Annotated in this window: 13 protein-coding genes; 4 read left to right on the plus strand and 9 right to left on the minus strand. The window is 44.4% G+C overall.

Annotation, left to right across the window (positions count from 1 at the left end):
- Positions 1–176 precede the first annotated feature (176 nt).
- The gene (locus ACTXGJ_RS08720; protein WP_439243919.1) at positions 177–1,829 is read left to right on the plus strand and encodes a BCCT family transporter; all 1,653 of its coding nucleotides are present in this window, start codon (positions 177–179) and stop codon (positions 1,827–1,829) included.
- A gap of 223 nt (positions 1,830–2,052) precedes the next feature.
- On the opposite strand, the gene ACTXGJ_RS08725 is transcribed toward ACTXGJ_RS08720, so the two are convergent.
- The 8 genes from ACTXGJ_RS08725 to dnaQ all read right to left on the minus strand — a co-directional run bounded on the left by ACTXGJ_RS08725 (position 2,053) and on the right by dnaQ (position 10,657).
- Entirely contained in the window at positions 2,053–2,409 is a 357-nt protein-coding gene (locus tag ACTXGJ_RS08725) for a DUF3144 domain-containing protein (RefSeq protein ID WP_439243920.1), read from the minus strand.
- An 87-nt stretch (positions 2,410–2,496) separates the two neighbouring features.
- Positions 2,497–3,663 (minus strand): methionine adenosyltransferase, encoded by a 1,167-nt coding sequence (metK, locus tag ACTXGJ_RS08730; protein WP_025645793.1) that lies wholly within the window; start codon positions 3,661–3,663, stop codon positions 2,497–2,499.
- A gap of 177 nt (positions 3,664–3,840) precedes the next feature.
- Positions 3,841–4,437, minus strand: a complete 597-nt coding sequence (locus ACTXGJ_RS08735; RefSeq protein WP_443565675.1) for a DJ-1/PfpI family protein — start codon at positions 4,435–4,437, stop codon at positions 3,841–3,843.
- 22 nt (positions 4,438–4,459) lie between these two features.
- Entirely contained in the window at positions 4,460–5,155 is a 696-nt protein-coding gene (gene nth / locus ACTXGJ_RS08740) for an endonuclease III (RefSeq protein ID WP_439243923.1), read from the minus strand.
- 42 nt (positions 5,156–5,197) lie between these two features.
- A complete protein-coding gene (locus ACTXGJ_RS08745; RefSeq protein WP_439243925.1) occupies positions 5,198–6,070 on the minus strand; it encodes an RnfABCDGE type electron transport complex subunit B in 873 nt (290 codons plus the stop codon).
- 68 nt (positions 6,071–6,138) lie between these two features.
- Entirely contained in the window at positions 6,139–7,152 is a 1,014-nt protein-coding gene (nudC, locus tag ACTXGJ_RS08750; protein WP_443565677.1) for an NAD(+) diphosphatase, read from the minus strand.
- Positions 7,153–7,179: 27 nt separating this feature from the next.
- Positions 7,180–8,862 carry a hypothetical protein gene (locus ACTXGJ_RS08755; protein WP_439243929.1) on the minus strand — a complete coding sequence of 561 codons (1,683 nt, stop codon included), beginning with the start codon at positions 8,860–8,862 and terminating at the stop codon, positions 7,180–7,182.
- Between the two features lie 85 nt (positions 8,863–8,947).
- Positions 8,948–10,657, minus strand: coding sequence for a DNA polymerase III subunit epsilon (gene dnaQ, locus ACTXGJ_RS08760; protein ID WP_443565678.1), 1,710 nt, complete (start codon positions 10,655–10,657; stop codon positions 8,948–8,950).
- Between the two features lie 189 nt (positions 10,658–10,846).
- On the opposite strand from dnaQ, the gene ACTXGJ_RS08765 reads away from it, so the two are divergent.
- The 3 genes from ACTXGJ_RS08765 to ACTXGJ_RS08775 are packed head-to-tail and all read left to right on the plus strand — an operon-like array spanning position 10,847 to position 11,854.
- Positions 10,847–11,404 carry a hypothetical protein gene (locus tag ACTXGJ_RS08765; protein WP_439243931.1) on the plus strand — a complete coding sequence of 186 codons (558 nt, stop codon included), beginning with the start codon at positions 10,847–10,849 and terminating at the stop codon, positions 11,402–11,404.
- A complete protein-coding gene (locus ACTXGJ_RS08770; RefSeq protein WP_443565679.1) occupies positions 11,391–11,522 on the plus strand; it encodes a hypothetical protein in 132 nt (43 codons plus the stop codon). The genes ACTXGJ_RS08765 and ACTXGJ_RS08770 overlap by 14 nt, the downstream gene beginning before the upstream one ends.
- A gap of 29 nt (positions 11,523–11,551) precedes the next feature.
- Positions 11,552–11,854: a hypothetical protein gene (locus ACTXGJ_RS08775; RefSeq protein WP_439243933.1), complete on the plus strand. Its 303-nt coding sequence runs from the start codon at positions 11,552–11,554 to the stop codon at positions 11,852–11,854.
- Positions 11,855–11,986: 132 nt separating this feature from the next.
- On the opposite strand, the gene ACTXGJ_RS08780 is transcribed toward ACTXGJ_RS08775, so the two are convergent.
- Entirely contained in the window at positions 11,987–12,490 is a 504-nt protein-coding gene (locus tag ACTXGJ_RS08780) for a YkvA family protein (RefSeq protein ID WP_439243935.1), read from the minus strand.
- Between the last annotated feature and the right edge of the window lie 149 nt (positions 12,491–12,639).

Here is a 12,639-nt window from a genome sequence, read left to right on the forward strand (position 1 = left end):
CCTAAGTACTTGTATTAACCCTAGTTTTTAAGTCTCAAAACTTGATAAGCTATAACAAAGTATCCTTGATTATTTCTAAATTATTTTTGTATATTATTAACTGTATTTTTAGTATTGCATTTGATAAATGCCTTATATCTTGGTAAGGTGACGCAATTTTAAATTTTGGAAACGCTATGGACCATGTAAAAGTTGGCCGCTTAGGCCCTTTTCCACGGGTAAGTAAACCTGTGTTTTTAACCTCAGCTATTTTGATTTTAGTCTTTATTATTTTCGGCGCTTTGTTCAATGAACAAGCTGAAGTGGTCTTTAACGATGCAAAAGCTTTTGTCTCGTTGCGCTTTGGCTGGTTTTTTATCGTCGTGGTGAATTTGGCCTTAGTCATGAGTATCTATATGATATTTAGCCGTTACGGCGATATCAGACTAGGCCACCAGACTGAGAGGCCCGAGTATAACCTAGTCTCATGGATTGGCATGCTATTTTCGGCGGGTATCGGTATTGGCCTGCTATATTGGGGTACTGCTGAGCCGCTATATCACTTTATGGCACCGCCTTTAGGAACGCCTGAGAGTGTTGAAGCTGCTAAGCTTGCGATGAATATCTCGTTTTTGCATTATGGGTTTCATGTTTGGGCCATTTACGGTATTGTCGCTTTGGCTTTGGCCTATTTTCACTACCGTGTTGGCCTACCTTTAGCTATTCGCTCAACGCTTTATCCTTTACTCGGTAAAAAAATCTATGGACCTATGGGACATACGGTAGATACGCTAGCAGTATTTGGAACGATGTTTGGGGTTGTGACTACGCTTGGCCTAGGAGTGTTGCAGATCAACTCAGGTCTAGACACGCTATTTGGTATTCCCAATAATATTACTGTGCAAATTATTCTGATTGCTGTTATTACCGTATTGGCAGGCATGTCGCTATTTTTGGGCTTAGATAAGGGTATCAAGCGCTTAAGTGATATTAATATCCTATTTACAATTATCTTGCTTAGCTTTGTGATTATCTTAGGTCCGACGCAGTTTATCTTTAATAGTTTCGTTGAAAACGTTGGTAATTACTTGCATCAAGTGATTCCTTTAGGTCTTTGGACGGAGTCTTATGAAGGTCAAGAAAACTGGCAGTCATCTTGGACTATCTTCTACTGGGCATGGTGGATCAGTTGGTCACCTTTCGTTGGCGTATTTGTCGCTCGTATCTCACGTGGCCGTACCATACGCGAGTTTATTTTGGGCGTGTTATTAATTCCTATTACTATTCTTTTCTTATGGTTCACCGCTTTTGGTGGCTCAGCAGTTCATATGGAATTGATGGCAGCAGCTGATCCAAATATGGCTAGCCCTGGCCTAATCGAGGCAGTCAAAGCTGATACCGGTAGCGCTATCTTTAAGCTAATGGAGTCATATCCATTAACTGCAGCGGTTAATCTACTCATTGTAATCATGATTGTATTATGGTTTGTGACCTCATCAGATTCTGCTAGTTTCGTCATTGATATGTTGACCTCTGGTGGTGATACCAATCCGCCTAAGATCCAGCGTTTATTCTGGGCAGGTACTGAAGGCGTTATCGCAGCGGTGCTTTTAGCAGCTGGTGGTTTAGGCGCTTTGCAAGCGGCATCGATTGTCTCAGGCTTCCCATTTGCTATCGTGATTATGATTATGATGTATTCATTGCTGCGTGGTTTGAGCCGAGATCATTTGATTCTGTATCGTAATCAGCAATGGTTTACGACTGAGGAATCAGCGGATCATAACTCAGCCAATGAGTTTCGTGATGAAGACCTGTTGACAGGTCCACCTGCTCGTGAAAAAACTGATTAATCGGTAAATTAAAAGTCAGTTCAGTAACGGTTTCTTTTTAATAGCAAAAGCCTCAACTTATTAGCTAAGTTGGGGCTTTTTATTGTTTATTATTCGCAACCGGTAACTGTTTTGATAAAGATAACTGTCATCCATAAAAATAGCCTATCTTGTGGATAGGCTAATAGTTCAAGGACGCTATTGCTAAAGCCAAGGCTTCAACGCAAGGTCTGATGTTTATAGACTAGGACTGCTTTTCGATGTTGATGTATTTATCGAAGTTTTGTGCGTAGTCAGTGAGATTGTCGCTGAGCATTTGACGATACTGTTTGACATAAAACTCGACGATATCGTCTTTTTCTTTGGCAAAATCTTCACCTTTCACAAAGCCAATAGAAGCAACTGAAGCGCTATAACGCGCGGCGGCATAAAGTAGTGAAGCACCGACTTGGCCTGAGTGCGCATTTTCGCCTAATTGGCTATTAGCAACGCCAATGATCTCATCAGCGCGCTGATAAAAAGACTGCATCTCAGGAGTGATTTCGACCTTGTTTTCAGTATTGTCTGTAGTGGTAGCGTTTGGCATATTGGCGTCAGACATAAAAGACTCCGTTAAGTAAATGAGTTAAATCGTATGTTATTTAAATAGTTTGTATTTTGCAGAGTAGATATAGCTTCTTTTTAAAGACTACAAGCCGGCATCAGCTTTCAGGATTTCAGCTTTGTCGGTTTTTTCCCAAGTAAATGCGGTCTCAGATCCAGGACGACCAAAGTGACCGAAGGTTGAGGTCTGCTGATACATAGGCTGTAGTAGGTTGAGCATACGCGTAATACCATAAGGACGTAAGTCGAAATGCTTACGAATTAGGCGAATAATCTCGTCATTATCAATTTTGTTCGTGCCAAAGGTGTTGATAGAAATAGAAGTCGGCTCGGCTACTCCAATAGCATAGCTCACTTGTACTTCACAGCGATCGGCAATACCAGCAGCAACGATGTTTTTCGCGACATAACGCACCGCATAAGCGGCACTACGATCGACCTTGGAGGGGTCTTTACCACTAAAAGCACCACCGCCATGACGAGCCATACCGCCATAAGTGTCAACGATGATTTTGCGGCCTGTCAAACCAGCATCCCCGACAGGGCCGCCAATCACAAACTTACCGGTTGGATTGATATGATAGCGCGTGCCTTTATGCAACAGATCGGCTGGTAGTACATGCTTGATGATGTTTTCCATGATGGCCTCTTGCAAGTCCGCTTGTGAGATACTGGGATCATGCTGGGTAGATAGTACTACCGCATCGATAGCGACAGGGCGATTGCCATCATAGTTGAGTGTTACTTGTGCTTTGGCATCGGGACGCAGCCAAGGTAGCTCGCCTGCACGGCGCAGCTCAGACTGACGCTGCATCAAGCGGTGGGCGTATTCAATAGGAGCGGGCATTAACACATCAGTCTCGTTACTGGCATAACCGAACATTAAACCTTGATCGCCAGCACCTTGCTCTTCTGGGCTACTACGATCGACGCCTTGGGCAATCTCAGGCGACTGCTTGCCGATCATGTTGATAACCGCGCAAGTCTCGCCATCAAAACCTAAGTCCGAATGATGATAGCCGATACCATTAACAGTATCACGAACGATACGCTCGATATCGATATTAGCCGTGGTAGAGATTTCACCGGCTAATACGACAGCGCCTGTTTTAACTAAAGTCTCACAAGCGACTCGGGCATGCAGATCTTCACGCAAAATGGCGTCGAGTAGGGCATCAGAGATTTGGTCAGCCATTTTATCAGGATGGCCTTCGCTGACAGACTCTGAGGTAAATAAACTGTATTCACGCATAATGGGATCGCTTAATGGCAGGGACTGTTTTAAAAACTAGTCATTATTTATTAAATGTTATAAAAATAGGTCAAAAAAATTACCATATCTTACCGTGATTTAGCTCAAAACTCTAGGGTGACTTTACGAATCAGGGAAGCGAATTGAGATAAACCAAATTAAGTTTAACTTTGGGTATCAAGAGTTATAGAAGCTATCGTGCTCAGCGTCTTGCTGCCATTGATATTCAGTGTAATTAGCCACCTGATAAGCAGTAGCTATACCGTGTCTATCAGCAATAAACCCTAGCGCCATATCCATGCCGGCACTAACTCCTGAAGAAGTGTAATACTTGTCATCGACCACCCAACGCGCTTGTTTTATCCATTGCACTTGCTCGGACTGCGCGGTAGCCCATTGCCAAGATAATTTATTAGAAGTAGCTCTCTTACCGTCCAATATTCCGGCTTTGGCTAATAGAGCGCTACCCGTACAGACACTGAGTACCCAATCGGCTTGGGTACTCAATGAGACTAAAGCCTGTGAAAAATCAGTGGCTTTAACGACTTGCCACGTGCCCATGCCGCCGACGATTAATAAAATATCAGTCGAATGGTTCAAATCAGCTATGGCCGTTGTCTGCAAAGCAGCACCATGTTTATTGCTAACAACCCCGCCTAACAATGAGCCATATTGAATCCGGTAATGCTCAGGCAAGCTTCCAAACATTTGAATAGGACCAAATAGGTCCAAGGTTTCAAAATTATCAAAAAGTAGGGCGGTCAGGGTTTGCATAGTATTGACTCGGTTTGCAAGATTATAATTCTAAAAATTTAGCTTTATCCTTAAACATACATTCTTCATACACCGGACAAGCGCCACATTTCGGTGTGCGCGCCTGACAAGTATAACGCCCATGTAAGATCAGATAATGATGCGCATCGAGTAGTAGATCTTCTGGAATACGCGCGACTAGCTTCTGCTCAACGATTAAGACGTTTTTACCCGTCGCAAGGCCGGTACGATTACCAACGCGAAAGATATGGGTGTCGACTGCCATAGTCGGCTGACCGAAAGCTGTATTAAGCACCACATTAGCAGTCTTGCGGCCCACACCTGCTAATGACTCAAGGTCTTTACGGTTATCAGGCACTTGGCTGTCAAACTTATCGATCAAGTCGCGGCAAGTCTTTATCACGTTTTTGGCTTTTGAATTATAGAGGCCAATGTTTTGGATATAGGGTTTGAGCCCTTCCTCACCCAATGCATAAATGGCTTCGGGCGTATTAGCGACAGGATAAAGCTGATTAGTAGCAATATTAACGCTGACGTCAGTTGCTTGCGCAGAGAGGATAACGGCGATGAGCAGCTCAAAGTTGCTTTTAAAGTGCAGCTCAGTGACGGGCTCATCTATAGTGGCAGCGAGCTTTTCAAAGAACGGCCTGATATTGCGCTTGGGCATCAGTCTCGATGGCGGCGTATCAGCAGTTTTATTTTTAACGGTTTTACTCATAGGATGACGTCTTAGTTGTATTACTTTTTATAGCGTGTTTCGTTATAACGCGGCTAGCTCTTCTTGTAATGCGATAAGCTCGCTTTGCTTGTTGTCATTGGGACGCACGCTTAACTGCTTTTCTAGCTTTTTGATTTTGCTCCGTAGTTTTGCTGCAGCAATTGTATTTTTGGCTTGTTGCTCGCTAATTTCGAGAGACTGGCTAGCGGCATTATTGAGCTTGGCCTCGACCATACTGACGACTGGCTTGGCATTACTGCTATCGGCGAGCTGCTTGGTGACTCGCCTTAGATGGGTATGATAACGCTGACGCAGATCGTCTTGTTCTTGTTCGCGCGCGCTAGTGGTTAGATCACGATGCACCGTCACTAGATCGATGCAATCTACCGGGCAGGGCGCAAGGCATAGCTCGCAGCCGGTGCAAAGATCGGTAAAAATCGTATGCATATGCTTACCGGTACCGACGATGGCATCGACCGGACAGGCAGGGATACACTTAGTGCAGCCAATACAGTCGTCCTCACGGATGATCGCGCGTACTTCGGTTGGACGCTGAGTGGCAGCATCTATCGGCCACTTGGAAGGCTCGGCAATGACAGGAATATCACCATCATCAATACTAATAGGGCTATCATTATCGCTATCTGCAAGGATTTGGGCAATAGCTTCGGTAACCGGCTGTCCACCAGGCACGCATTTATTATAAGGTTCGCCATCGACAGCGATCGCTGTCGCATAAGGCAAGCAGCCATCAGGGTGGTCACACAGTCCGCATTGGGTCTGTGGTAAGCAAGCATCGATCTGGGCGATCTTAGTTTGTGTTGCCCTTGGCAGCGACTCTAACGCTTGAGAATCGAACAATAGCGGCAGATCAGCTAAGCGAATCGGTAAGGGGTGAGTATGGTTATCAGACATGGAATACTGGCCTTAAAGCGGGCATATAATAAATAATAAAGGTATTGACTACCAGTTAGAATAGACTTTTAAGAAAGCGTAACGCCTTGTTCTGCAGCGATTTGAGCGATTAACTCATAAGCGATGCTGCCTTTAAAAGGTATCTTTGGCAGGTTTGATAAATCAAAAAAGTCTGCGTGCGACAGCTCATCTTCTTGCAGCACGAGATCGCCACTGTCATAACTGGCCCGAAAGCCGAGCATTAAGTTAGAAGGAAATGGCCAAGGTTGACTACTAACGTAGCGAATGTCTGATAAGCGAATGCCTACTTCTTCAAATACTTCTCGCACCACCGCATGCTCTAAGCTCTCACCAGCTTCTACAAACCCTGCAATCAAGCCATACTGTAACGGTAAGCTTGTCTGACCATAGCGGTGATGATGGGCTAATAATATTTGCATCTCGCCGGTCTTAGGGTTTGGGCGAGTAATAGCCGTAATCACGCACGGCTGTACACGCGGATACTGACGTAAGCGGCAAACGCTGCATACCATCGCCCGCTCACCAGAGTCCGCCGCGCTAACCGCCGCACTACAGCGACTACAAAACTGAGTATCCGCTTGCCAGCGCAGCAGCTGCATGGCCTGACTGATCTGATCGGCGAGCGCTACTGGAATCTGAGTGAGCAACTGCCGATAAGAGATAAAAGCGTTTATAGCGCCATTGTCATCAGCATCATTTGCTTGAATGTCAGTTTGGTCGATTGGCGCTGAGATGGAGTCAATATCATCGCGGATAGTCGGTAGCGTGAGTTGATTGATTTTTGCATAGTGATAGCTGATAGCATACGCGGCCGGAGCATTATTCGCTGTCAGACTAGTGGTTTTGGCGCTTATGCCGTTATCGCTATTCTTTATTTGCCAATGTCCACTTTGTTGCCAGTGGCTTGGCGCTAAGCTCTCTAACAGCTCAACACGGCCTAACTGATAAGGGGGTAGGTTGCGATCTGACTCAGCCGATAAGTCGATAGATAAGGGCTGCCAACCTGTAGATGTCTGGCGACATAAGACAGTATCTTTTTCGATTATAAAAGCAGTACTCATTCACATCCGTCCACAGTATTTAAGCGACTAGGCAGCCAGTAGTTGGCTTAAGCTATGTTGACCGACATCTAGCGAGCGTTTATTTACCGGACGATTACTCTCAAAACCATCTAAGCGATAATCCACGGACATCAGCACATCAGCCATGTGACTGAGGGTTTGCTCGCTGAGAGGCTGCGGGCTTGATAGAGAGGTTTGGGTGAAGCTTGCCAATTGACTAAACATATTTGCTAAAGCGGGTAATTCTAAGAAGCGTAGCGCTCCTGCCACTTGCCGAATCATCTCTGGTATTTCTTCTAGCATAGATAGCTGCGCATCATCTGCAGTTATATAATTAGTGATAGCGTGCTCGGCTTTTATGATATTACTACGGCTTTCTTGTACTAAAGCATCATAAGCAGTATCAAGCTGATGCAAAGAGATTTGCTGATTATTCAGCGATAAGTTAATCGCGCCAGGCGTATGCATTTTTGCCATAGCAATCGAAGCGTTTTCGGCAGCCATCAGCGCTAATAATAACTCATCAAAATCCTCAGGTTTTGGGTTGTCCCATTTGGCGACCGCGTTAGCTGCACTCGTGAGTAGAGCTGCAGTATCGCTTAGACCTAATAGGCTCAGACTAGAGCGCAGCTTAGCTATTTTAGTAGCGATATCAGCCGGTTGGATAGGAGTAGCGGTGACGGTATTGGCGCGTGCGTAACTATCCACTTGCTCCTTGATGAGATTTATTTTTTCTTGGATTAGCTCATTTGAGATGTCAGTAATGGCGCGGTTAGGACCAAACAAAAAGCGTTTCATCTGTTCGCGCTGTGATGACTCAAGCTGGTTGTTTGCGTACTGCTCACGCAGCTTTTGCGCCTGCTCATTGTCGCGGCTACAAGCAAAGCTGACCAGATCCGCAAAACGAATATCCATCACTGGCAGATAGCTATTAAACTGCTGCTCTAAGTAGATCAGGGTGTGTTTTTGGCTTAGAGATAAAGGAAGCAGGGTTTCGATATCGATTATCGCTGCTGCAGCGGCTTGCCAAAACAGGCTACTACTGTGGCCAGCGATATAAGCACAGGCGGCGCTCATTGCTTTGAGCTTCTCAGCTTCACTAGTCGAGATGTTGCCGTCTGTATTGGTCAATAAAACGCCAAGACCGTTGCGATAGACGTTGGTTAATAGATGACTATCAAGCCCAAGCGTGTCTAAGGATTGAAAGTTGGCTTCAGGGTTAGCGATAATCACGCTGCTGCGACCAAAGTCGGCAAAATAATCGTTATCGATAGGCGTTTCATCGGCATATGTTTGTAGCTTGTGAATAATAGGTAATAATAAGCTTGGCTCTACAGTCTCAGTCAATAGCACAAATTCGACATAGCGATCTAAGGTCATTATGGCCTCTGAGAGATCCATAATCAGCGCGATATTAGTATTATCTTGACTATCATGAAGCTGCTGCAAGCCCTGCGCGATAGCTAGGCTTAAAACTTGACCGCCTTTGAGCGATATCAGCTCAAAAATACGCGATAACTGCGTCAAAACTTCTACTGAGTCGAGCAATAAAGGCGCTTGTGTTTGATTGTCATTAAAGTCGCTCAAATGGATCTCAGCATTTTTTAGGGTAACTATGATTTCGCTATGCAATAAGTGCAAAGAGGGTAAGTCAAAGTTGGTGATACTAAGCGTAGGAGCGCTCAAAGTGGTTTGCTCAGACTGACTCATAGTGTTCCCTTATCAATTATAATTAATAGCCGTAAACGAATGATAGCGTATAGTGTTTAAATTCCATAGTACTTCTTGGCACAGCTTACCAATTCGCTAAGCTATCATTCATTACCGGATAGTCTTCAGCCAAATTCATAAACCAATCGCGATTCGCCTTATCATCTTGGCTGGAGTCGAGTAATAGCGACGCTAAATTGGCAAAGGTAGCATGAGCTGTCTGGCCTCCTTCGCTAGTAATATCTTCTTCAATCGCTAATGATACCTGACCGCCGGTCATCGCTAGATAGACTTCCGCCAAAATCTCCGAATCTAGTAAAGCGCCATGAAAGGTACGGTCTTGTTTGCCGACATCTAAGCGGCGCACCAGAGCATCTAGAGTATTTTTTTGTCCTGGATATTGCTGTTTAGCCATCAGCAGCGAGTCAGTGACTTGTACCCGCTCTGCAAAGTCTGATAGACCGACTTTGTTAAATTCCATAGTTAAAAAGTTCATATCGAACGAAGCGTTATGAGCGATGATTTCTGCGCCATCCATAAAGTCATAAAGCTTTTGTGCGACTTTATCAAAGGTAGGCTTATCTTGTAAGAAAGCCTCAGAGATACCATGAATACGTATCACCTCTTCATCCATACCGCGCTGCGGGTTGATATAGACATGGAGCTTTTCGCCGGTGAATTTTCGGCCGACCATCTCAACGATACCCACTTCGATGACTCTATCGCCTTTTAACGCATCAAGCCCAGTCGTCTCAGTATCCATTATCAGCTGACGATTGCTCTCACCACGGTGTGTAGGCTCGGGCAGTAACGGCTGAAAATGAGGATTAGCGCGGCTCGTATCGCCATCGAATGCTGGTAACTCGGCCGCTTGTGTATCAGAGTGCTGTAAATCAGTATCGGCAGTCATATCTGTACTCGCAGTATCAGTCATAGTAGAGGGCAGGACGCTCGCGTTATTTGCAGTATTTAAGGTAGTATTTAAAGTGGCATCTAAATGAGTATCTAAAGCTTGATAAGGCTGGCTAGTCGACTGCAGCCCAATAGGGCTATTTATATCGTGGTTTAGCTCGCTTTGTGTCTCTTCTTCAAGCTCATCATCCATGTTATCGATATTATCCATGTCGTCAATAGTATCAAAGTCATCGAGCCCTAAAGGGTCAAAATTCAAACAGTCATTTTCACTGAGCATCGGCTCGTTAATGGCGACTTTTTTTTTACTACTAGCGTCAGTGTTATCTATTATGCTACCGACAGAGGGGCTAGCAAGATTATGCGCGCTACTAGCAGTGACGCCAATATTGGCAAGCTCATCGGCTTTTTCATTACCCGCATGTCCGGCGTGACCTTTTACCCAGTGCCACTCTACCTTACGATCTTGGCGCAGCGCGTCAAGCTGTTGCCATAAGTCTTTATTTGCCACCGGCTTTTTGCCTGCTGTTTTCCAACCGCGCTTTTTCCAGCCGTCAATCCAGTCAGTAATGCCGTTTTTGACATAGCTTGAATCGGTCCAGATCTCTAAAGTGATATCGCTTGCGCTGTGCTGCAAGGCTTGTATAGCTCCCATCAGCTCCATACGGTTATTGGTAGTAGCCTCTTCACCGCCGTATAGGTCCTGAGTACCTCCATCACTAAAGATAAGATGCGCCCCCCAGCCACCAGCGCCGGGATTACCTTTACAAGCGCCATCGGTGTAAGCGATAGTGGTATCGGCTTTGGCGGCTAAGGGGTCCGCTTTATTTAGCGAAGCCGTCTGCGTAGAAGTAGTATGGGCGGCGGAACGATTATCTGACATAAAAACTCGGCGGTTGGATAAGAGCTAAAATAGAGAGTTTGATTATAGCAAATCTATAACCGATAAGGCGACTGGAGACACAAAACGCTATCCTCACAGATCCAAAAAGCAGCGCTCACATTTTCTGTTAGAATGATAACGGCTAACATTAAATCCCAACCCAAAACCCAAACTTAGGAAGACTTGACGATGGCTAAAGGCGCAGATGTTATTGGCAAACCTTTTACGACCTTGCTCGCTAGTATAACTGTCTGTAGCGTATTATGGCTAGCAGGCTGTAGTGAGACTGATCCTAAAGCTACAAGCGTTGAGTCTACAGTATCTCAGCCAGATGTTTCTATATTCGCAGGATGTTATACCGTAAGCTTTGACGAGCCGGCACAAATAAAGGTCAGCGAACAGGCCGACGAGTGGATTATGCAAATGAAAGAGCCTGCCAGTAGCGGGCGAGTCTGGGATGATCCTGAAATATTAGAAGTGGTGAATCACGAAGAGATTCCTAAATTCTTCTCGATTGATCCCGATAATGTCGATGCGGTCATCGCGCGCCCTGATAGAGTGCTGGTGTTAGCACATGTTAAACCTGCTTATGCCAATATTGACCCTTTACTCGATAGTGAGTATTTGTCTTATATTTACCGCGGCGCTAATACCATCTACCGCGTAGAGTGCGATGAGGTCAATACCGATATTTTAGCTAATCCGCATGCCAATATCGTCATTGATAATGTCAATGAAAGTATTTAGTCTTTATGCCAGTGCCAGTGCCAGTGCCAGTGCCAGTGCCAGTGCCAGTGCCAGTACTGATAATAGTGTCGATAGCGCTGCCAATACCTTTTGTATTGCCGATAACAACATCCAATAAGTAAATGGTCAAGAATTGAGTCAGATATTATGAATTTTTTGAGTTATGTAGTGTTAGGCGGTCTCTCTTATGCCGCAGGTTGGATGATTCGCACTAAAGTCTTAGATAAAGAAGCACCAGAGCAGCCTTACAATCTAAAGCATCCCGCTATCTTAGGGTATATGGGTGGGTTTTTTATCATTATGCTGATCGTATCTTGGTTGATTGGCCGTTACATGCTAGGTCATATCCATATTGACCTGCCTTTTATCATCGTTAATAGCCTCGTTGCGACCTTTGTGTTCTCTTTTGGGCTCAATCCAGAAAAGTCCAACTATGATGTGCCTGACTGATTGCTACTAGGGTAACTGCCGCTAGAATAATAGTGAATAGACAAACGAAACCACGGTCAACGAGAATGCCTCGTTGACCGTGGTTTTATCATGCAGGGGTAAATAACATTAAGAGACTAATAGTTAATCAGCTTATGACTTTTTATCAGTATCGCCATCCTTATCTTTTTCAGCTGATTTCTTATCCTTCTTATTTTCTTTATCTTTCGCTTTAATTTCTTTGTCTTTTCTATTGGCGGTGTCTTGATCAGCATCTTTATCATCAGGTGCTGACCGCTCTTTTTTCCATTTTTTATATTTTAATAAGTCTTTTTCCATCAGCTTTAAACAAAACCCTAACACTAAGGCGTCATCGATATGACCGATAAAAGGGATGAAATCTGGGATAATATCAATAGGGTTGAGGACATAAAGAAGCCCAACCACTGCCGCTGAAATAGTTTTGTAAGGAATATTACGGTAGTTCCCCTGATAATAGTCTTTGACTAAGCTCATAAGCAGCAGTAAATCTTTGGCGTAACGTTCAAGTCCGCGATCGCTTTCGACTTGGTCCTTTATTTTATCTTCTTTACTGACAATCAGCTTGATGCTCTCTAGCAGTCCTTTCTCATCTTTTTCTTTATTTTTATCACTCATAAATAAAATCCTTGTTTTTTATTGGTTGTCGATTGTCATTATTCTTACTAATTGATGGTTACTAGCTGATAGTTACTATAGCAAGGGTAAGCTTGAGCACCAAATGACTAGATAGGGTATTATGTATCGTTTTATTAAGTCTGATTACA

Source organism: Psychrobacter sp. 1Y11, from assembly GCF_052259045.1.
Lineage (GTDB): Bacteria > Pseudomonadota > Gammaproteobacteria > Pseudomonadales > Moraxellaceae > Psychrobacter.

Bases quoted from the DNA above. Each gene is read 5' to 3' on its own strand.
- ACTXGJ_RS08770 (WP_443565679.1), top strand. From the start codon at position 11,391: ATGAAAGTATTTAGTCTTTATGCCAGTGCCAGTGCCAGTGCCAGTGCC.
- ACTXGJ_RS08765 (WP_439243931.1), top strand. From the start codon at position 10,847: ATGGCTAAAGGCGCAGATGTTATTGGCAAACCTTTTACGACCTTGCTC.
- ACTXGJ_RS08735 (WP_443565675.1), bottom strand. From the start codon at position 4,437: ATGCAAACCCTGACCGCCCTACTTTTTGATAATTTTGAAACCTTGGAC.
- ACTXGJ_RS08775 (WP_439243933.1), top strand. From the start codon at position 11,552: ATGAATTTTTTGAGTTATGTAGTGTTAGGCGGTCTCTCTTATGCCGCA.
- ACTXGJ_RS08780 (WP_439243935.1), bottom strand. From the start codon at position 12,490: ATGAGTGATAAAAATAAAGAAAAAGATGAGAAAGGACTGCTAGAGAGC.
- ACTXGJ_RS08745 (WP_439243925.1), bottom strand. From the start codon at position 6,070: ATGTCTGATAACCATACTCACCCCTTACCGATTCGCTTAGCTGATCTG.
- ACTXGJ_RS08720 (WP_439243919.1), top strand. From the start codon at position 177: ATGGACCATGTAAAAGTTGGCCGCTTAGGCCCTTTTCCACGGGTAAGT.
- ACTXGJ_RS08725 (WP_439243920.1), bottom strand. From the start codon at position 2,409: ATGTCTGACGCCAATATGCCAAACGCTACCACTACAGACAATACTGAA.
- dnaQ (WP_443565678.1), bottom strand. From the start codon at position 10,657: ATGTCAGATAATCGTTCCGCCGCCCATACTACTTCTACGCAGACGGCT.
- ACTXGJ_RS08755 (WP_439243929.1), bottom strand. From the start codon at position 8,862: ATGAGTCAGTCTGAGCAAACCACTTTGAGCGCTCCTACGCTTAGTATC.
- metK (WP_025645793.1), bottom strand. From the start codon at position 3,663: ATGCGTGAATACAGTTTATTTACCTCAGAGTCTGTCAGCGAAGGCCAT.
- nth (WP_439243923.1), bottom strand. From the start codon at position 5,155: ATGAGTAAAACCGTTAAAAATAAAACTGCTGATACGCCGCCATCGAGA.
- nudC (WP_443565677.1), bottom strand. From the start codon at position 7,152: ATGAGTACTGCTTTTATAATCGAAAAAGATACTGTCTTATGTCGCCAG.